The organism is Stenotrophomonas sp. TWI273 (assembly GCF_039674765.1).
GTDB lineage: Bacteria > Pseudomonadota > Gammaproteobacteria > Xanthomonadales > Xanthomonadaceae > Stenotrophomonas.
Genome location: NZ_JBDJOA010000004.1, coordinates 174,731 through 194,619, shown reverse-complemented (window position 1 = coordinate 194,619; position 19,889 = coordinate 174,731). Strand labels below are relative to the sequence as shown.

At 66.8% G+C, this 19,889-nt stretch carries 17 protein-coding genes; 14 read left to right on the top strand and 3 right to left on the bottom strand.

Going from position 1 to position 19,889, the window contains the following annotated elements:
* Positions 1–22: 22 nt before the first annotated feature.
* The 9 genes from ABE571_RS07310 (at position 23) to ABE571_RS07270 (ending at position 11,132) form a co-directional block, all read left to right on the top strand.
* On the top strand, positions 23–604 hold the full coding sequence (locus ABE571_RS07310; protein ID WP_346462628.1) for a YceI family protein: 582 nt from the start codon (positions 23–25) through the stop codon (positions 602–604).
* A complete protein-coding gene (locus ABE571_RS07305) occupies positions 601–1,050 on the top strand; it encodes a protein-disulfide reductase DsbD domain-containing protein (RefSeq protein WP_346462629.1) in 450 nt (149 codons plus the stop codon). Before ABE571_RS07310 ends, ABE571_RS07305 begins: the two co-directional genes overlap by 4 nt.
* 13 nt (positions 1,051–1,063) lie before the next feature.
* Entirely contained in the window at positions 1,064–2,065 is a 1,002-nt protein-coding gene (locus tag ABE571_RS07300) for a cytochrome c peroxidase (RefSeq protein WP_346462630.1), read from the top strand.
* On the top strand, positions 2,062–2,598 hold the full coding sequence (locus tag ABE571_RS07295; protein WP_313212658.1) for a TlpA disulfide reductase family protein: 537 nt from the start codon (positions 2,062–2,064) through the stop codon (positions 2,596–2,598). Before ABE571_RS07300 ends, ABE571_RS07295 begins: the two co-directional genes overlap by 4 nt.
* A gap of 144 nt (positions 2,599–2,742) precedes the next feature.
* Complete coding sequence (locus tag ABE571_RS07290; protein ID WP_346480807.1) at positions 2,743–5,307, top strand: TonB-dependent receptor; 2,565 nt, start codon at positions 2,743–2,745, stop codon at positions 5,305–5,307.
* A 176-nt stretch (positions 5,308–5,483) separates the two neighbouring features.
* Complete coding sequence (locus ABE571_RS07285; protein ID WP_346462633.1) at positions 5,484–7,721, top strand: ATP-binding protein; 2,238 nt, start codon at positions 5,484–5,486, stop codon at positions 7,719–7,721.
* Positions 7,718–8,191 (top strand): response regulator, encoded by a 474-nt coding sequence (locus ABE571_RS07280; RefSeq protein WP_313212661.1) that lies wholly within the window; start codon positions 7,718–7,720, stop codon positions 8,189–8,191. The genes ABE571_RS07285 and ABE571_RS07280 overlap by 4 nt, the downstream gene beginning before the upstream one ends.
* Positions 8,184–10,607, top strand: coding sequence for a PAS domain-containing protein (locus tag ABE571_RS07275; RefSeq protein ID WP_346493472.1), 2,424 nt, complete (start codon positions 8,184–8,186; stop codon positions 10,605–10,607). Before ABE571_RS07280 ends, ABE571_RS07275 begins: the two co-directional genes overlap by 8 nt.
* A 144-nt stretch (positions 10,608–10,751) precedes the next feature.
* Entirely contained in the window at positions 10,752–11,132 is a 381-nt protein-coding gene (locus ABE571_RS07270) for a response regulator (protein WP_313212663.1), read from the top strand.
* A gap of 15 nt (positions 11,133–11,147) precedes the next feature.
* Here the strand turns inward: ABE571_RS07270 and ABE571_RS07265 are convergent, their stop codons facing one another.
* Positions 11,148–14,027: a PAS domain-containing protein gene (locus tag ABE571_RS07265; protein WP_346493471.1), complete on the bottom strand. Its 2,880-nt coding sequence runs from the start codon at positions 14,025–14,027 to the stop codon at positions 11,148–11,150.
* A gap of 283 nt (positions 14,028–14,310) precedes the next feature.
* On the opposite strand from ABE571_RS07265, the gene ABE571_RS07260 reads away from it, so the two are divergent.
* From ABE571_RS07260 to ABE571_RS07250, 3 genes are all read left to right on the top strand, one after another.
* Positions 14,311–15,270 (top strand): cation diffusion facilitator family transporter, encoded by a 960-nt coding sequence (locus ABE571_RS07260; protein WP_346493470.1) that lies wholly within the window; start codon positions 14,311–14,313, stop codon positions 15,268–15,270.
* A gap of 75 nt (positions 15,271–15,345) precedes the next feature.
* Positions 15,346–16,089, top strand: coding sequence for an SOS response-associated peptidase family protein (locus tag ABE571_RS07255; RefSeq protein WP_346493469.1), 744 nt, complete (start codon positions 15,346–15,348; stop codon positions 16,087–16,089).
* A 147-nt stretch (positions 16,090–16,236) separates the two neighbouring features.
* Positions 16,237–16,407 (top strand): CsbD family protein, encoded by a 171-nt coding sequence (locus tag ABE571_RS07250; protein WP_019184192.1) that lies wholly within the window; start codon positions 16,237–16,239, stop codon positions 16,405–16,407.
* Between the two features lie 51 nt (positions 16,408–16,458).
* On the opposite strand, the gene ABE571_RS07245 is transcribed toward ABE571_RS07250, so the two are convergent.
* Together ABE571_RS07245 and ABE571_RS07240 are read right to left on the bottom strand one after the other, a co-directional pair.
* Complete coding sequence (locus ABE571_RS07245; RefSeq protein ID WP_346482484.1) at positions 16,459–17,145, bottom strand: class I SAM-dependent methyltransferase; 687 nt, start codon at positions 17,143–17,145, stop codon at positions 16,459–16,461.
* Positions 17,146–17,205: 60 nt separating this feature from the next.
* A complete protein-coding gene (locus ABE571_RS07240; protein WP_346493468.1) occupies positions 17,206–18,117 on the bottom strand; it encodes an NAD(P)/FAD-dependent oxidoreductase in 912 nt (303 codons plus the stop codon).
* Between the two features lie 166 nt (positions 18,118–18,283).
* On the opposite strand from ABE571_RS07240, the gene ABE571_RS07235 reads away from it, so the two are divergent.
* Together ABE571_RS07235 and ABE571_RS07230 are read left to right on the top strand one after the other, a co-directional pair.
* Positions 18,284–18,832: a DUF805 domain-containing protein gene (locus ABE571_RS07235; protein WP_346465934.1), complete on the top strand. Its 549-nt coding sequence runs from the start codon at positions 18,284–18,286 to the stop codon at positions 18,830–18,832.
* Positions 18,833–18,912: 80 nt separating this feature from the next.
* Positions 18,913–19,839 (top strand): DUF6624 domain-containing protein, encoded by a 927-nt coding sequence (locus ABE571_RS07230; RefSeq protein ID WP_313212506.1) that lies wholly within the window; start codon positions 18,913–18,915, stop codon positions 19,837–19,839.
* Positions 19,840–19,889 lie beyond the last annotated feature (50 nt).

Here is a 19,889-nt window from a genome sequence, read left to right as displayed (position 1 = left end):
GCCACTGCCCAGAGAACCTCACATGCGTACTGCCCTCCTGTTGGCCCTGTTCACCGCGGCCGCCGTGCCCGCCGTGGCGACCGCCGCACCGGTGACCTATCAGCTCGACCCCACCCACACCGATGTGCTGTTCACCTGGAACCACAACGGCTTCTCCTTCCCGACCGGCCGCGCGGCGATCAGCAGCGGCACGCTCATCTACGATGCGGCCAAGCCCGCTGCGTCGCAGGTGCAGGTGGAGCTGCCGCTGGCCGAGCTGGCCACCCACGTTCCGAAACTGGACGAGATCGTCAAGGGCGACAAGCTGTTCGATGTCGCCAAGCACCCGCAGGCCAGCTTCCGCAGTACCTCGGTCGTGCCGCAAGGCACCGGCCGCCTGAAAATCACCGGTGATCTGACGCTGCATGGGGTGACCCGTCCGGTCGTACTCGACGCCACCCTCAACAAGGTGGGTGAGCATCCCAGCCGCAAGGTGCCCACGATCGGCTTCAACGCCACCGCCGTCATCCGCCGCAGCGAGTTCGGCCTGACCGGGTTCCTGCCCAATATCGCCGACGAGGTGCAGCTGCGCATCACCACCGAGGGCCAGGGGGCGAAGGAGTGAGTCGCAGCCTTTCCCCGTGGGTTGCCGCGTTGCTGCTCATCCCGTTCGGCGCGGCCGCCGCCGACACCCCGAAAGTCGCACTCGATCCGCGCGTGGAAGCGCGCCCCGACGGCACCCGTGAGCTGGTGATCGACGCCCGCATCGAACCGGGTTGGATTCTGTATGCCTCCGATTTCGAGCAACCGCAGATCGGCCCGCGGGCGGCGCGGGTGACCCTGGCCGGTGGCGAACAGGCGCAGGGACCGCTGCACTCGGTCGCGCCGCGCGAAGGGCACGGCCGCAGTTTCGCCGGCGAGTATCGCTATACCTACTTCAGCGAACGCGGTCAGCTGCGCCTGCCGGTCGCCGCCGGCACCGGACCGGTAAACGGCACCCTGCGTGCCCAGGTGTGCTTCGAAGAGAGTGGGCTGTGCGAGCTGGTCCAGCAGGAGATCGCCGCGCGTTGAGCGCGGCGCCACCATGCCCCGCCCTGTCCGCTCCCTTGCCCTGCTGGCCGCGCTGATCGGCGTTGCGGTACTGGCGCCGGTGTTCTCCGCCGATGCCCCGACCTACGACGGCGATCTCTCCGACAACCCACGCGCCCAGCTGGGCCGCCAGTTGTTCTTCGATCCCATCCTGTCGCGCGACCGCACGGTGTCGTGTGCCAGCTGCCACCAGCCCGCCCGCGCATTCGCCGATGACCGTGCGCTCAGCCTGGGCGTGGAAGGCCGTGTGGGCACCCGCAATACCCCCAGCGTGATGAACAGTGCCGGGCGGACCCGCTTCTTCTGGGATGGCCGCAGCGAAACCCTGGAAGAGCAGGCCCTGGCGCCGATCGCCAATCCGCTGGAAATGGATCTGCCTGTGGATCAGGCAGTGGCCCGGCTGCTTGCAGACCCGGCGTGGGTCGCGCGCTTCCAGGCGACCTACAACGCCGCACCCAGCCCGCGGACGCTGGGCCGGGCGCTGGGCGCCTACCAGAAGACCCTCAATACCGTGGACAGTCCCTACGACCGCTATGCGCTCGGCCAGGAAGACGCGATCAGCGACGCGGCCAAGCGCGGCCGCCTGCTGTTCATCACCAAGGCCCAGTGCGTGAGCTGCCACGCCGGCGAGGATTTCACCTCGGACCGTTTCAAGAACATCGGCATCTACAACGGCCGCGAGTTCAATGACGAAGGCCGCGGCGGCATCACCGGCGATCCCACGCAGAAGGGCGAGTTCAAGGTACCCGGCCTGCGCAACGTCGCACTGACCGCGCCGTACATGCACAACGGCATGTTCAAGACCCTGCGCGAGGTGATCGTGTACTACGACGACCCCGGCAAGGTGATCCCCGATTCGATCGGCCGTGATGCACAGCTGCGCGATCCGCTGCACCTGACCGAAGCGGAGATCGACGATATCGAGCAGTTCCTGCACACCCTGACCGATGACCGCTTCGCGTCGCGTGCGACGTCTTCGACGGCCTCCCCTCCATGACTTCTCCTGCTTCGCATCTGCCGGCGCTGCTGGCCACCGCACTGATGCTCGCGCTGCCCCTGGCATCGCACGCCGCCCCGCCAACACCCCCCGCCCCTGCCGGCCAGGCGGCACCTGCCCTGCACTGGACCGATCTGGACGGCGCCCCGGCGGCGCTGGCGCAATGGCGCGGCCGCCCGGTGCTGCTCAATTACTGGGCCAGCTGGTGCGGGCCCTGCCTGAAGGAGCTGCCGGACCTGCAGCATTTCTCGCAGGCGCAGGCACCGCTGCCGAACGGCGTGCAGGTGGTCGGCATCGCACTGGACGACATCGAGGCTGCCAACGCCCTGCGCGACCAGCTTCAGCTCACCTATCCGCAACTGGTGGAGAGCGACGGCCCCCCCGGTACCGCCGCCTCGTTCGGCAACCGCATCGGCACGCTGCCCTTCTCGGTGTTGATCGATGCGCAGGGCACGGTGCTGCAGGTCCACAACGGACCGCTGCATCCGGCCGATCTCGAGCGCTGGGCCGCTGCCGCGAGGGGCGCGCCGTGATCCACGCCCGGCGCATCGCCGCCGCGGCCGAACGCTGTTGTCCGGGTGCGCTGCGTCACCGCACCTGCTGATCCGGCACTACCGCCGTAGCCTGCCCGCCGCATGTCCCTGCGCATCGGCCTTTCTTCTCCCTGGGGATCTTCCATGCTGTCCACGCACCATCGCCTGCCGTTGGCCCTCGCCATCGTTTCCGCGCTCTCCCTGCCGCTTGCCGCCCACGCAGCGCCGGAGACGAATGCCAGTGCCATCACCGCTACCAGCACCGCCACGCTCGATACCGTCACCGTGACCGGCACCCGCGCGCAAGGCCGCACCGTGCGCGAAAGCGCGTCACCGATCGACGTGCTGTCGGCCGACGACATCCGCGCGGCCAACGCGACGAGCCTGCTGGATGTGCTCAACACCACCGTGCCCAGCTTCAACCTGCCGCTGGAAACCGGCGATCTGAACAGCATGGTGCGCGCCGGACAGCTGCGCGGCCTCAACGCCAGCCACGTGCTGGTGCTGGTGGATGGCAAACGCCGCCACGCCACCGCACTGCTGGGCGCCGGTGGTTTCGGCGGCGCCGCACCGGCCGATCTCGCCCTGATCCCCACCGGGGCGATCGAACGCATCGAAGTGCTGCGCGATGGCGCCTCGGCGATCTATGGCTCGGACGCCATCGCCGGGGTGATCAATATCGTCACCAACAAGGCGGCGCGTGGCGGCAACGTCTCCTACCGCGATGGCACCTACTTCGCCGGCGAGGGTCGCTCCCGCGTGGTGCAGGCCGATGCCGGTTTCGGCATCGGCGACGGCGGCTATCTGCACCTGGCCGCCCAGCTGGACGACCAGCACGCCACCAACTACACCAGCCCCGCCCGCGACACCTTCCTGTACTACTTCCCCAGGGACGCCGCCGGCAATGCGATCCGCCCGGGGGGCAACCAGGCCAGCAACCCGACGCTGCCCGCCGGTGCCACGCCCGATCCGCGCGAAGCGACCCGCGACAACAATGCCTGGCGCAATCGTGGCATCCGCGCGTTCCGCACCAAGACCGCCACCGCCAATGCCAGCCTGCCTCTGGCGGCGACGGTAGAGGCCTACGGGCTGCTGACGCTCGCCCAGCGCGATGCATGGGCACCGCAGAACTTCCGCCAGCCACTGCGCAACGAAGTGGTCCGGGCCATCGATCCGGATGGCTTCGCCCCCACCGAGCACATCGACGAGAACGATGGCGCGCTGACGCTGGGCGTGCGCGGCCAGTTCGGCGAGTGGGATTGGGACCTCAGCAGCGGCTACGGGCGCGATGCGATGGACATCAACCTGCACAACAGCATCAACCCCACTTATGGGCTGGACAGCCAGACCGACTTCTATATCGGCGACCTGCGCTACAGCGCCTGGACCCACAATCTGGATGTGCGCCGCCAGCTGCAGACCGCGTGGCTGGCCGCGCCACTGGAGCTCAGCGCGGGTGCGGAGTACCGCGACGAGCGCTACCGGATCGGCGCCGGCGACGTACAGTCCTATACCCATGGCGGGCAGCGGGTGCTGGATGGTCCGTATGCCGGCACCGTACTGGGCATCGGCCTGGGCGGCTCGCAGGCCCTGCCCGGCTATCGGCCGGAAGATGCGGTGGATGTCAGCCGCGACAGCGGCGCGGTGTACGTGGGCGTCGCTGCCGATCTGGGCACACGCTGGCGCGTGGACCTTGCCGGCCGGCACGAGCGCTACTCCGATTTCGGCAGCGAGAGCACCGGCCGCCTTTCGACCCGCTTTGCCCTGCACCCCCGGCTTGCCCTGCGCGGCACGATCAGCAACGGCTTCCAGGCTCCCTCCTTGGCCGCGCAGGCCTACCGCAACACCTCCAATGGCAATTTCTACACCGACCACATCCTGCAGGCCGGCTCGCCGCAGGCCATCGCCCTGGGCGCGCAGCCACTGCGCCCGGAAACCTCGCGCAGCCTCAGCCTGGGGATCGTGGCCGAGCCGTGGCAGGGCGCATCACTGACCGTGGATGCCTACCGCATCGATGTGGACGATCGCATTGCCCTGTCCACCACCTTCCGCGAGGGCCTGTATCCCGGCTCCGGTGCGCTGGTGACCTCGGTCGGGCTCGGTGCCCAGGACGGTGTGCGCTACTTCATCAATGCCGCCGACACCCGCACCGAAGGCGTGGAGGCGACGCTGGAAGGGCGCTGGGATCTTGGCCGCGCCGGTGCCCTGCGCTGGACCCTGGCCAGCAGCCATACCCGCGCGAAGATCACCGGCCTGGCCCCCACGCCCGCGGTGTTGGCGGCCTTCAATGTGCCGGTCTTCAGCACCGGCTCGCAGAACGAACTGCTGTACAAGGCGCCGAAGTCCCGCCAGGTGCTTGGCCTGGACTGGTCGCTCGGCCGCTACCGGGTCGGCCTGCGCCAGAGCCGTTATGGCGATATCCAGCGCTATGGCTCCCCCACCACGGTGGCCACCAGCGGGCCGTATGCCGGCCAGGCCGAGATCGCGTATGACATCGGCGGCCTGTGGATCACCGATCTGCAGCTGGGCGCCACCCTGCCCGGTGGCTGGGACGTGGCCTTGAACGCCAACAACGTCTTCGACCGCAAGGTCACGAAACTGCCTGAGCCGCTGCTCGCCGCGAACGAATACTACCGGTACGCCAATGGCGGCCCGGTCGATGGCTCGGGCGGGCTGTGGTCGGCGACGGTGCGTTACCGTTGGGACTAGCATTCCAGCAACGCAAGGAACCCCGTCTCATCCTCACGGACCAGGATGATCGCCTATGCAAAAATGAGGGAACTGTGGCACACCGCGTCGCAGTGGACGGTGTGAGCTCCTGACGACCAGGCGACGCCGTGCCATTCGCGCGGTGGTCACCACTGGCAACGAGCAGGAGTCAATGAATGTCCTCGAGGAATTCCGGCGCAAGCGCCTTGGATCTGTCCAGCTGCGCGCGTGAGCCGATCCGCACCCCTGGCGCGATCCAGCCCTACGGATTGATCCTGGTCCTCGATCACTTCACCTTGACCGTCAAGGCCCGCGCCGTCGCGCGACCGGAGCTCATCGAGGTGCTGGGCGATCCGCTGGGCCAGCCCCTGGAGGCAGTGCTCGGCGGTACGCTGGCCCACTGCAGGCCGCTGCTGGTAGCGCTGGAGCAAGGTGCCTCGCAATTCCTTGGCGCGCATCCGGTCGGCACGGCCGGCCACCACCCTACGGTGGCGCACCGCATCGGGGATGACGTCATCATCGAGCTGGAGGCCCCGGTGCCGGGCGAGCCAGGCTCGCTGGAAGACCTCTATCCCTCGATCCGCCGCTTCATGGCTGCGATCGAGCGGGCGCCCACCACGCAGGCCCTGTGTGAGATCGCCGCCGTGCATATCCGCGAGCTGACCGGCTTCGACCGCACGATGATCTACCAGTTCGACCCGGACTGGAACGGTGCGGTCGTGGCCGAGGACCGCAACAGCGTGTTGCCCTCCTACCTCGATCTGCGCTTCCCGGAATCGGACATTCCCGCACAGGCGCGTGAGCTGTATCGGCAGAACCGGATCCGGCTGATCGCTGACAGCCACTACACCCCGGTGCCGCTGGTGCGCGTGCCCGCGATCGCCGAGGCGCCGCCCACCGACCTCGGCCCGGCCATGCTGCGCAGCGTCTCCCCGGTGCACCTGCAGTACATGCGCAACATGGGCACCGGTGCATCGATGTCGGTCTCGGTGCTGTGCGAGGGCGAACTGTGGGGCCTGATCTCCTGCCACAACCAGCTCGCGCGCCGCGTGCCGTACCACGTGCGCACGGCCTGCGAGTTCATCGGCCAGATCCTGTCGCTGCAGATTTCGCTGAAACAGCGCGCGGTGCTGGTCGAAGAACGCATTGCACGCCGCGCCATCCAGGTGCGGCTGCTCGGCCGGATGGCCGGCGATACCGACTTCATGGCCGCGCTCGGCCGCGATCAACGCAGCCTGCTCGCACTGACCCAATCGGCCGGTGCGGCGATCGTGCACCGTGGCGAATGCATCCTGCACGGCGACTGCCCGAGCCAGCCCCAGGTGATGCAGCTGGTCCAGTGGTTGACCGCCCAGCCGATCGATGGCGACATTTTCTGCACCGACACGCTCGCGCAGCAATGGCAGCACGCCGAAGCCTTCGCCGGCGTCGCCAGTGGCGTGCTGGCCATCTCCATCTCGCAGATCCACGACAGCTTCGTGATCTGGTTCCGGCCGGAGGTCGTCCGCACCGTTCGCTGGGGCGGTGACCCACGCAAGGTAGAGACCGATCAGCCACTGTCGCCACGCACCTCCTTCGAAGGCTGGAAGCAGACGGTGCGCGAGCAGTCGCTGCCCTGGAACGAGGTGGACCGTGATGCCGCGCTGGAGCTGCGCACCGCGATCGTGGACATCGTGCTGCGCAAGGCCGAGGAGATGGCGGCGTTGAATGAACAACTGCTCCGCAGCAACAAGGAGCTCGAAGCGTTCTCCTATTCGGTCAGCCATGACCTGCGGGCGCCGTTCCGCCACATCGTCGGTTACTCGGAACTGCTGTGGTCCTCGGCCGGCGAGCGATTGAACGATTCAGAAAAGAGATTCCTCGAGACCATCGTGGAGTCGGCAAAATCGGCAGGGACGCTGGTGGATGACCTGCTCAGCTTCTCGCAGATGGGCCGCTCGACCATGGGCCAGATCGCGATGGACATGACCGCCCTGGCCGACGACGTGCGCCGCAAGCTCGATATGGAGTACACCGGGCGCGCCATCGACTGGAGGATCGCCGCCCTGCCCAAGGTGCTGGCCGACCCCGGCATGCTGCGGCTGGTCTGGCAGAACCTGCTGTCCAATGCGATCAAGTTCACCCGCGACACGCCCGAGCCACGCATCGAGATCGGACACGAGCGCAATGACACGGAAGACATCTTCTTCGTGAAAGACAATGGCTGCGGTTTCGACATGCGCTATGTGGACAAGCTGTTCGGCGTGTTCCAGCGGCTGCATCACGTCGATGAGTACGAAGGCACCGGCATCGGCCTGGCCAACGTGCACCGCATCATCACCCGCCATGGCGGCCGCACCTGGGCCGAAGGCCAGGTAGGCGCCGGCGCCACCTTCTATTTCACCATCCCCTTTGTTACTGGAGACCACCTATGAGAGATCTGCGACCGATCCTGCTCGTAGAAGACAACCCGAAAGACGCTGAGCTGACCATGGCGGCGCTTGCGCGCTGCCAGCTGCTCAACGACGTGACCCATGTGCGCGACGGCGTGGAAGCGCTGGAGTATCTCCGCTGCCAGGGTCCCTATGAAGGCGCCATGCACGGTGGCCCGGTGGTGGTGCTGCTGGATTTGAAACTGCCCAAGCTCAATGGCCTGGAAGTGCTCAAGGAAATCCGCAGCGACCGCGCCCTGAGCAGCACCCCGGTGGTGATGCTGACCTCCTCGCGCGAGGAGCAGGACCTGATCCGCAGCTACGAGCTGGGCGTCAACGCCTTCGTGGTCAAGCCGGTGGACTTCAAGGAATTCCTCGAGGCGATCCAGGGCCTGGGCATGTTCTGGGGCATCACCAACCAGCCGCCACCCCACGGCACATTGTTCGGCGGGAAGAGTAGAAACGATGGCTGAGGCCGCCACAACCAAGACCATCAGGATCCTGATGGTCGAAGACAGTGCACTGGATGCAGAGCTGATCACCGCGCAGCTGCGCCGCGCCGGGATCCCGTTCACGGCCCAACGCACCTGGTCGCACCAGGGCATGCTCGATGCCCTGACCACCGCCTCGTTCGATGTGATCCTGGCCGACCACGTGCTGCCAGGCTTCGATGGCGACGCTGCCCTTGCCCTGGCCAGCGAGATCGCCCCCCAGATTCCCTTCCTCTTCGTTTCCGGCACGCTCACCGAAGAGCTCGCCGTGCAGGCGCTCAAGCGCGGCGCGCGCGACTATGTGGTCAAGTCGCGCCTGCAGCGCCTGCCCGATGCCGTTGTCCGGGCCATCCATGAAGCCCAGGAGCGCCGCCGGCTGCTGCGTATCGAGGCCGAACTGCACGACAGCCACCAGCGGCTGAAGCTGATCACCGATTCGCTGCCCGCGCTGATCGCCTACTTCGGTCACGACCATCGCTACCGCTTCGCCAACAATGCCTATGTCGAGTGGCACGGCCGCACGCCCGACAGCCTGATCGGCCGGCACACCCGCGAGGTCGTCGGCGAGGACACCTTCAACAGCATCCAGCAGCATCTCGACCGGGTGCTGCTGGGAGAGAAAGTCAGCTTCGACATGCTCTCCCTGCGCAGCAACGGTGCCGCCCGCCATGCCCAGGTGGACTGCGTACCCGAACTGGCACCGGATGGGTCGGTGCTGGGCTACTACGCCATGGCGCGCGATATCAGCGACCTCAAGCAAGCGCAGTCGTTGCTGAAGGCCAGCAACGAGTCCCTGGAGCGCCAGGTGGATGAGCGGACCTCGGCACTGCACCGGAGCGAAAGCCGGCTGCAGGCCCTGTTCGAATCCAGTTTCCAGCACCAGAACCTGCTGACCCTGGATGGCCACATCATCGACACCAATTCGGCCTCGCTGGCCGCCATCCTGGCGGACAAGCAGGACGTGCGCGGCAACCTGTACTGCGAATCGGCGTGGTTCGCCGACACGCCCGGCGTTCCCGGCGTGGTCTGCACCGCCATCCTGGAGGCTGCGGCGGGCACGGCGTCGCGCCACGAACTGGAACTGCGCCTGCCGACCGGCAAGCGCACGTTCGATTTCTCCTTCCGCCCCCTGTTCGATCATCAGGCACGGATCACCGCCGTCGTCTCCGAGGCCGTGGAAACCACCGCGCGGCGGCAGGCCGAAGAAGCGCTGCGGCACAGCCAGAAAATCGAGGCGGTGGGCCAGCTGACCGGTGGCATCGCGCATGATTTCAACAACATCCTGACCGTCATCGCCGGCAATATCGAGTACGCCAAGATGCTGACCGACCGGCTCGGCGACACGGCAGGCAATTCCTCACGCGCGCTCGACAACGCGATGAAAGGCGTCATGCGTGCGGCCAACGTCACCCAGCGCCTGCTCGCCTTCTCGCGCCGGCAGCCGCTGAAGAACATGCCGGTGGATCTGAACGAAGAGATGCGCGGCATGCAGGACATGCTCAAACGTTCGCTGGGCGAGCTGGTGCAGATCGACATGGTGCACAGCCCGGATATCTGGTGCGTGGAGATCGATCCGAGCCAGCTGGAAGCCTCGATCCTCAACCTGGCGGTGAATGCACGCGATGCCATGCCCGACGGCGGCCGCCTGACCATCGAGATGGACAACATCCACCTGGACAAGGATTACGCGGCGCAGCACCCGGATGTCCCGCCCGGCCAGTACGCCATGGTGCGCGTCCGTGACAGCGGCCAGGGCATGCCGCCGGAGGTCATGGCGCGGGTGTTCGAGCCGTTCTTCACCACCAAGGAGGTTGGCCGTGGCACCGGGCTGGGCCTGTCGATGGTGTATGGCTTCGCCAAGCAGTCCGGCGGGCACGTTCTGCTCGATTCCACCGAGGGCAGCGGCACCACGATCACGCTGTTGTTCCCGCGCTCGGCCGCCGCCCTGCCGAGCGTGCGCCCGGCCGATGCACAGACGCTGGACGCCTTCGAGGTCGAGGCGGAAACGACCGTACTGGTCGCCGAGGACAACGACGATGTGCGCGCCTACACCGTGGATACCCTGCGCCAGCTGGGCTATCGCGTGCTCGAAGCGCATGACGGCCCCTCGGCGCTGCGGTTGCTGGATCGCACCGACGTCAGCGTGGATCTGCTGTTCTCCGACATCGTGATGCCGGGCATGTCCGGCTGGGCCCTGGCCAAGCAGGCACTGGCCCACAAGCCCGGCCTGCGAGTGCTGTTCACCTCGGGCTATCCGCGCGATATCGACGCAAGCGGCACCGTTGGCCGCACCATCGCCCTGTTGGCCAAGCCCTTCACCCGCAGCGATCTGGCGCGGTCCATCCGCACCGCCCTGTTGGATGAAAGCCCCACCCAGAGCGGCACCGCCTTGAATTGAGGCCATCGCCAGCGGTGCCGTGACGGGCACCCGCCCCCGGTCATGACATGGGGCTGGCGCGCGATGCACGGCCGGCTAACACGCACGGGCGCTAAGGTGGAGATCCGCACAGGTGGCTGCACGCCACGAGGATCTCCGCCCGCAATGACTGCTGCACGAACCCACCCACGATGCCGCGTGCTTCTCGTCGAAGACGATGCGCCCATCCGGGAGATGACCAAGGACATCCTCAGCGACGATGGCTTCGATGTCCTCGACGTCGGCGATGCCGAGGCCGCGCTGGGATGCCTTAGGCACGACGGCCCGTTCGACCTGCTGGTCTCCGATGTCGGCCTGCCCGGCATGGACGGCCGCGATCTGGCCACGATCGCCACGACCCTGCATCCGGCCATGCCGATCCTGCTGGTCACCGGCTACGCGGGCCCCGCCGGAGCCCGGCCCGACTTCCGCGGCGAGGACATCAAGCTGCTGCGCAAGCCCTTCACGCTCAAGCAGCTGGTGACCTCGGTCAGGTCGCTGCTCTGACAGCTGCTGACCTGGTCACGACGGGTTCCTGATCGCCAGCAGCGCGCGGGCGCGTCGCTCCAGTTCCGCAGCCGTAAAGGGCTTGGTCAGCACTTCCATGCCGTCCTCCAGCTGGCCCGCGCCCACCGCTGCCGACGCCGCGTAGCCGGTGATGAACAACACCGGCAACGCAGGGCGCACCTGGCGGCCGGCATCAGCGACCTGACGACCATTGAGCCCACCGGTCAGCCCCACATCGGTGATCAACAGGTCGATCGTTTCGTCAGAGCGCAGCAGGTCGATGGCCTGGCCGCCTTCCGGTGCCTGCAACACCCTGTAACCCGCGCCGCCAAGCACCTCGGTCAACAGCGCGCGGATCGCTTCCTCGTCTTCCACCACCAGAATCGTGCCGACGCTGGGCGCTGAACACGCCGGCAGGTCCTGTAAGGTTTCTTCGGCGGCGTCCGCGGGGCTCTCGCCGATGAAGCGCGGCAGATAGAGTTCCACCGTGGTGCCGTGGCCAACCTGGGAATCAATCCGCACCTGTCCGCCGGATTGGCGGGTGAACCCATAGATCATCGACAGCCCGAGACCTGTGCCCTGCCCGATCGGCTTGGTGGTGAAGAACGGCTCGAACACCTTTTCGATCACCGCCGCGTCCATGCCGGTTCCTGCGTCCTTGACGGCCAGCCGGACGTAATCGCCGGGCGGCGTATCCAGCGCCGCCGCACTCTCGCCACGCAGGCTCACGTTGGCCGCGCTGATCCATAGCGGGCCCCCCTCGGGCATTGCGTCGCGGGCATTGATGCACAGATTCAGCAGCGCATTTTCCATCTGCGGCACATCCACCAGTACCGCCCAGGGATCGGACGCCAACTGCGTGGAGATCGCGATCGAAGGCCCCAGCGTGCGCGAGATGATATCCAGCATGCCGCGCACCATTGCATCGGCCACTACCGGCGTGGGTGCGAGCGTCTGCCGGCGGGAGAACGCCAGCAGGCGCTGGGTGAGCGCCGTGGCACGCGACGCGCTGGACTGCGCCATCTCCAGGTAGCGGCCGATGTCGTCATAGCGCCGCTGATCGATGCGCAGCTCCAGCAGCTCCAGCCCCACCGAGATGGCGGTCAGCAGGTTGTTGAAGTCATGCGCCAGGCCACCGGTCAACTGACCCACGGCCTCCATCTTCTGACTTTGCCGCAGCCGCTCCTCGGCCACCTGCAACGCGGCGCTGCGGGTCTGCACGCGCTCTTCCAGGGTCAAGGTCAATTCGCGCAGCTGCTCTTCGGCCTGGCGCCGCTCGGTCACATCCGAGGCGGTACCGAACCACTCGGTGATCTCGCCGGCGCTGTCCAGCAAGGGCACCGCACGCATCTGCACCCAACGCACACTGCCATCGGCGAGCAGGGTGCGGTGCTCCAGTTCCAGCGGCAGCCGCTGCGCCATCGCACGCGCAATGGCCTGCTCGAGCAGGGCGAGATCATCGGGGTGTACGTAGCGTTCTCGCCAGTCGGTGACCGCAGGCAGGCTCTCGTCCTGTGCCACCGGCCCGGTCGCCAGAATCTGACGCATCTCGCGCCAGTCCGCGGTGACCGCATACAGTGACTGCGAGGAGGCGCTCACCAGCGCGCCGAGGCGGCGCTCGCTGTGGGCCAGTGCATCGCTGGCGCGGCGCTCCTGGGTGCGGTCGCCCAGTACCTTGACGAAGCCCAGCACGGCGCCATCTTCATCGCGCAGCACGGTCATCGCCCCGCTGGCCCAGAAGCGCTCGCCGGACCTGCGCGCCAGCCAGCGCTCACCACTGACCCCACCCGATGCGATCGAGACGCCCTGGTTGTGCCGCAAGCGCTGGGCCTGGATATCGTCAGCGGTGTAGATCACCTCCACGTTCTGACCCAGCATCTCCGCCTCGGTCCAGCCGAAGATGTGCTCGGCCCCGGCATTCCACAGGGTCACCCTGCCCTGCAGGTCCGAGGCGACGATCGCGTAATCGCTGGCACTGTCGATGATCTGGCGATTGCGCGCCTCCACCTGCCGCATCGTGCGCTGCAGCTCGATGTGGGAGGTGACGTCCAGGCCCTGCACGAAGACGCCTGCCGTATTGCCATCCTCACCCGCCACCGGCTGGAAGACGATATCCAGCATGCGCCGGGCCGAGGACGGATCGCTCGGGAACGGCGCCTCGTACACCACCTCGCTGCCGATATACGGCTTGCCGGTGCGGTACACCTCGTCCAGCAGCGGCAGGAAGCCCTGCTCGACGATTTCCGGCAGCGCGTCCCGGATCGACTTGCCGAGCACATGGCGATTGCCAACCAGCCGTTGGTAACCCGGATTGGCCAACTCGACCCGATGCTCGGGCCCACTGAGGAAGGCCATGAACATCGGCGACTTGTCGAACAGCGCGATGAGCCGCTCGTTCTCCTGGGCCAGGCGCTGCTGGGCCACGATGATGCTGGTCACCTCGTTGGTCACGCAGAACGCGCCGCCGACCCTGCCATCGTCGAGGAAGATCGGCGAAAACGAGAACGTCCACCAGGTCTCTTCAGGCACGCCCTGGCGGCTCATTGACACCGGCAGGTTCTCGTAACGGGAGGATTCACCGGCGAAGGCGTTCTCGATCGGCGCGCGTACAGCGTCCCAGGCATCGGCCCACAGCTCCCTCAACGGTGCGCCCAGCGCGCCCTCCAGGCGGGGCCCCAGAATCGGGCTGTAGGCATCGTTGAAGAAGAATGTCAGGTCATCGCCCCAGACCACGTACATGCTTTCGGGCGAGGCCAGGATCAGATTGACCGCATTGCGCAACGCGCCCGGCCAGGTCTCGATCGGCCCCACCGGTGTCGCCTGCCACGCCAGTGCACGGACCTGCTCGGCCATCGGCCCGGTGCTGCCGGGAAAGCGCCCCGCCACTGCGCTCATGCGCACCGCTCCAGCACCACCGGGGCGCGCGTGCCGCGCAGCTGCGCGGCAGACCAGGGAAGGATGGACATCATCGGGGCACCGAACCTTGAACTGAAGGCATTGCAGGAGCTGGGGGAACGGCAGGCAGCGGGGGCCAGCCGGAAGGCGGAAAGCAATGTAAGCCAAGCGGGGCAAATCCATGTCAAGGCCGGGAGCCGGTGCCAGCGTTTGGCGGGATGTGCACGCGCCCGGGACGCACCGTTGGCGATGATGCGCGCACCCTCCCCACCCCACGACTGCCATGGCCAAGCCAACCGGCTCCCGTCTCGTCATCTATGCCGCCCTTGCCGGCAACCTGGCCATCGCCATCGCCAAGTTTGTCGCCGCCGGCATCTCCGGCAGCTCGGCGATGCTCAGCGAGGGCGTCCACTCGCTGGTGGACACCATCAACGAGCTGCTGCTGTTGTACGGCCTGCGCCGTGCCGAGCAGAAGCCGGATACGCTCCATCCCTTCGGCTACGGGCGCGAGCTGTACTTCTGGAGTTTCATCGTGGCGCTGCTGGTGTTCGCAGCCGGTGCCGGTGTATCGGCCTATGAAGGCATCCAGCACATCCGCCACCCCGAGCCGGCCACCAACCACCTGATCAGTTACGTGGTGCTGGGCATCTCCTTTGTCTTCGAAGGCACCTCATGGTGGATCGCGCTGCGCGAGTTCCGCGCCACCAAGGGGGCGATGGGTTACTTCGAGGCGTTCCGCCGCAGCAAGGATCCCTCCACCTTCACCGTGCTGCTGGAAGACAGCGCCGCCCTGCTCGGCCTGGCTTTTGCGCTGGTCGGCCTGCTTGCCGCGCAGTTGCTGGACATGCCGATCCTGGATGGCGTGGCGTCGCTGTGCATCGCCGGCGTGCTGGCGGTCACCGCCTTCCTGCTTGCCCGCGAGACCAAGGGCCTGCTGGTCGGTGAGCCCGCGCACCCGAGCGTCGCCAAACGCATTCTTGCCGTCGCCACCCACGATGCGGACCTGCGCCGCGCCAATGGCGTGACCACGATGCAGATGGGCCCGGACCAGGTGGTCGCGATGCTGAGTGCGGAGTTCGAGGACGATCGCACCACCCCGCAGATCGAGGCCTGCATCACGCGGATTGAAAAGACGGTGAAAGCCGAGTACCCCGAGCTGGTCGCGCTGTTCGTGAAGCCGCAGACGCCGGAAGTGTTCCAGGCGCGGCGGGCAGCGTTGGGGGAACCCCATCCCGACCCGTGACGCCTGTGCAACGGGTGGAACATCGCAGGCGGTGCGCACGACACCGTCACGGATGCCGTTGGATGCTCACCTGCCATGCGCCGTTTCGCACAAGCCATCGCTGATAGCGAGTCACTTCCCGCTGGCCTTCCTGCTGCGCTGGCGCGGACGCTGGCGGCCGCGCCGGACCACTACAACATCGCCAAGGGGGGCGTGGCCACGGTGCTCGCGCGCGACCATGACGGCTCCATCGCCGTGGCCGACATGGTGTGGGGCTTGGTGCCGCGTTGGTCCAAGGAGCCGGCCACGCCGTATACCACGGTGACCGCACGGCTTGACCGCGCGCCACGCAGCCGCATCTACGCGCAGGCCTGGGCGCAGCGCCCGTGCGTGCTGCCCATGACCGGCTACTACAAATGGGATCGCGAGCGCCGCCCCCCCTGGCCTCTGTTCGTGCAGCGCAAGGATGGCCGCGCCCTGCTCGCAGCGGGCTTGTGGGAGCACTGGGAAAGCGACGACGGCCAGCAGCTGGACAGCTTCACCGTATTGACCGGCCCCAACAGCGCGATCCCCTCCCCACTCACACCGGACGGGCCGATCTTCATCGCGCCGGCCACCGCCCTGGACTGGTTGATTGGCGCCTTCCAGACGCCTGCGGCATTGCGTACCCACGCCTCCACCCCGGCGTTGGAAGCCTATCCGGTCAGCCGCGCGTTTCGTGATCCTTCGCGTGACGATTACACCCTGTTGGAGCCTGTCGATCCGGATACCACCGTAGCCAGCACCGAACCGCAGCCATGGGATGGCGATGGATGGGATGAACGCGATGCGGAGGAGTGACGTGCAGCGCACGTGAGCATCAACCTTTCCGGCGCTTGAATGGATTCCGCCCCCGCGGCGAATTTCACCTTCGCGCCACCGCTCTGCCGTCAGGGTGGAGATGCCCAGCAACACGGGCCCTCTCTCTAACCAATCGTGGAGTCAACCATGGACAAGAATCGCACTGAAGGCGCCAAGAACCAGGTCAAGGGCACCGTAAAGGAAGTCGTGGGCAAGGTCACCGGCGACAAGACGAAAGAAGTGGAAGGCAAGATCCAGAAGGGTGTTGGCGAAGTCCAAAGCGACGTGGGCAAGGCGCGCGACGACGCTCGCCGCTGAGTCTTGACCCCACCGCTCTCTGACCCACCTCGGGCAGAGAGCAGTGGGAGGTTAGCCGTGTGCATCGCCGGCGTACGCCACCCAACCTCTGAATGACAGCGCGGCATAGAACAGATCCGGCCGCTCGAATCCCGCCTCCTCCAGCATCGCGACCTCTTGCTCCGGCGACAACGTGGGCAGCCGGTTGGCGATGCTATCGGCACGTGCAGCTGCCGTCTCTCCCGCCAGACCGCGCGCCGCTACGAACGCAGCCCAGCGCTGGAAGCACCTGTGTTTCTCCAACGGTCCGCTCGGCACGCTGTGGTGCGCGATGATCAACGGTGCACCTGGCTTGAGGCGACGCCTTAGTGCGCACAGCGTCTCGAGACGGTCTTCCGCTGACAGGAAATGCAGCGTCAGCAAGCAGGTGGCACCATCGAACGCGGTATCCGGCGTGCTGTCGATATAGCCTTCGATCATCTCCACGCGGGCAGACAGTTCGACTCCCAAGACGCGCTTCGCCAATCCAAGCATCTCGGCGGACGGATCCACGCCGGTGAAGCGCCAGCTGGGACTCGCTTCCGCGAATGCCTTCAGCTCCATGCCACCGCCCGCCCCCAGGACCAATACGCGCCCCTGCGGTGGCACGTGTTCGGCCAGCAGGACGTGGGTCATCTGGTGCAGCGCGTGGACGCCGGGCACCTGACGGACCAGGTTGTCGGCGTACTGGGCGACGGCATCAGGATCAGAGAAGGACATCCGGACCACCTTGGTTGCAGCGAACCTTAATGTAACACACTTAGTTACATTAAGACTGCGTCACTCCAGCAGCCCCATCAGCGAGTGGTGCACCGCCACACCTGCCAGCGCGCCCTCGCCCACTGCCAACGCGATGCTGCCCGCCATCCGGGCCGCATCGCCGCAGGCAAACACGCCCGGCACCGTGGTCTGTTTGGCCGAATCGGTGGTGATGCAGCCGCCATCCTTCAATTCGCAGCCCAACTGCTCGGCGAGATCCGTAGACAGCCGCGAGTGCGGCGAGATGAACAGCGCATCCACCTCCACCCGCCGCCCATCGGCGAGCACCACGGTGGCGGTGTCCTCCACGCGCTGCACCTGGGCCGACTCGATCACGACGCCGCACGCCTCCAGCCGTGCATGCTGCTCCGCATCGATCCTGGCGGATGCCTGGCTGCAAAACAGCGTGATCCGACCCCAGTCGCAGAGCAACAGGGCCTGGGCCGCGCCGCCATCCTTCGCACAGCCAATCACCCCGATGCGCCCTTCGAACACCTCGTAGCCGTGGCAGTACGGGCAATGAAAAACGCTCCGGCCCCAGCGTTCGCCGATGCCGTCGATGTCGGGCAGGTCGTCGGTCACCCCGTGGGCCAGGATCACTCGATCCGCCACGAGTGTCTGGCGGTCTTCGACCGTGACCTGGAACCTTCCGCCGTCATCGATCGCCTGCGCCGACACCGCAGTACCGGTGAGCCACCTCAGGGTGGGATAGCGCAGCAGCTCGTCGCGGGCCTGGGAGGCGATGTCTGCCGGCGGCAGGCCTTCCCTGCCGAGGAACCCATGGGCGACGCGCGCATTCCGGTTGCGCGGCTTTCCCCCGTCGATGATCAACACCTTGCGCCTGGCGCGGACCAGCTGCAGCGCTGCGGACATGCCGGCGTAGCTGCCGCCGATGATGATCACATCAAAACGATCAGGACGCAGATCGGCCATGGCGCTGTCCTGCGAGCTCGCAGAGTGACGAATGCGCCAGAGTGCGTGAGGCGGGATCAACGCCGCGCGTACAGCGTGTGAGCCCCTGCATCACAGCGCGCTATCGAGCCGGACACCGAGGTGCCTCTATCGCCGCAGGGCAGTTCAGCAGGCACTGGAATTCGCCATGCTATACAACCGAACAAGCACCGCCTCGGGCGTCGCACAACCCGTGCCGAAGGCAAGCGACAGCACGTATCTGCGCAATGCCGTGTCGCCAACAGGCCATTTGGATGAAGCCCGCATGACATCGATCTTTTCCACGACACCTCTCCGCTGGCCGGGCGTAACCCGCGGCATCGCACTGGCACTTCTCCCGATGAGGCGCTACAGCACGTTCTCCGGCCGCGCCAGCCGCAGGGAATTCTGGGCGTTCGCGCTGCTTGCCTTCGGCGTGCTTGGCGGTTGCTACGCCATGATGATGTGGACCTACAGTGCCGGATGGGTCATCACGGGCATGGTGCTGGCGGCGCTGCTGGCCCCTGTGCTCGTGATTCCCCTGATCGCCGTCACGATCCGGCGGCTTCACGATATCGACGAGTCTGGTTGGCTGGCGCTCCTCGTCCTCGTGCCGTTGGGCGTGTTCGTGTTCTTCCCGTTGATGCTGCTTCCCCCTACGCCGGGATCGAACCGCTTTGGCTCGCGTGAACCAGACCTCATGCAACCGGACGCATGACCCAAGCGGCGGGACGAGGGCTTGAATTCTCTGTCAGGTAGCGGCTACGTTTCCTGTACGCCCTTCATGGAAGAACTGCGATGCGTTCAAGGTCGATACGCTCTTACCCTGCGACCCGCGCGGCGACGCTCACCTTCGCCATCCTTGCAGCGACCACCGTCGCAGCTGAGCCGCCCAGCTTCTTCACGGCGCTGGACCAGTATGGAAACAACGACTATGCCGCGTGCAGCAGCACCTTGAGTGACCTGCACCGGCAAGGTATCCCGTTCCCCGAGGGCGGCGAACTGTTGCTGGTCGAGTGCACGGCGGCCGCGGGCGATCATGCAGCGGCTTTCGCGTACATCGATGCGCTGCTCGCCAGCGGTCGCCTGCCGCTGGACGATCTGCGCATGAAAGAACGCCCCGGCCTGGATGCGCTGCGTGCCGATCCCGCGTGGCCGGCGGTGCTGAAGCGGGTGATGGCCGAAGAGAAAAAACACGATGCGCTGCGCGATGCGCCACTGCGGCAGGCGTTGCTCGCACGCGAGGCGAAGGATCAGGCGGCGCAACATGCCGCCATCGCGGCAGGCGGCGGCGATGCATGGCGGCAAACAACTCCGGTGAGCGAAGCCAATGCAACTTGGCTGAAAGCCGTGATCGCCGAGAAGGGCTGGCCCGGCATGGCGCGCGTCGGCCGCGATGGCGCCAAGGCGGCGTGGCTGATCGTGCAGCATGCCGACCATGACCCTGCGTTCCAGGCGCACGCGTTGGCGTTGATGCAGAAGGCCAGCGAGGCGGGTGATGCCGACCCTGCGGACATGGCACTGCTGACCGATCGGGTGTTGCTGGCGCAGGGGAAGCCGCAGCGCTACGGGACCCAGTTCGCGGACGCCGGGCATGGGGTCATGGAGCTTCGGCCTACTGAGGATCTGACAACCTTGGATGCACGGCGGAGGGCGGTTGGGTTGCAGCCGTTGGACGCGTACAAGGCGATGCTGTCGGAGATGTACGGCAAGCAGGTCAGGTAGGCTGCCGCAGGATCAGCGGCGGTGACGAGCAACCGTCCCTACACCTCCCT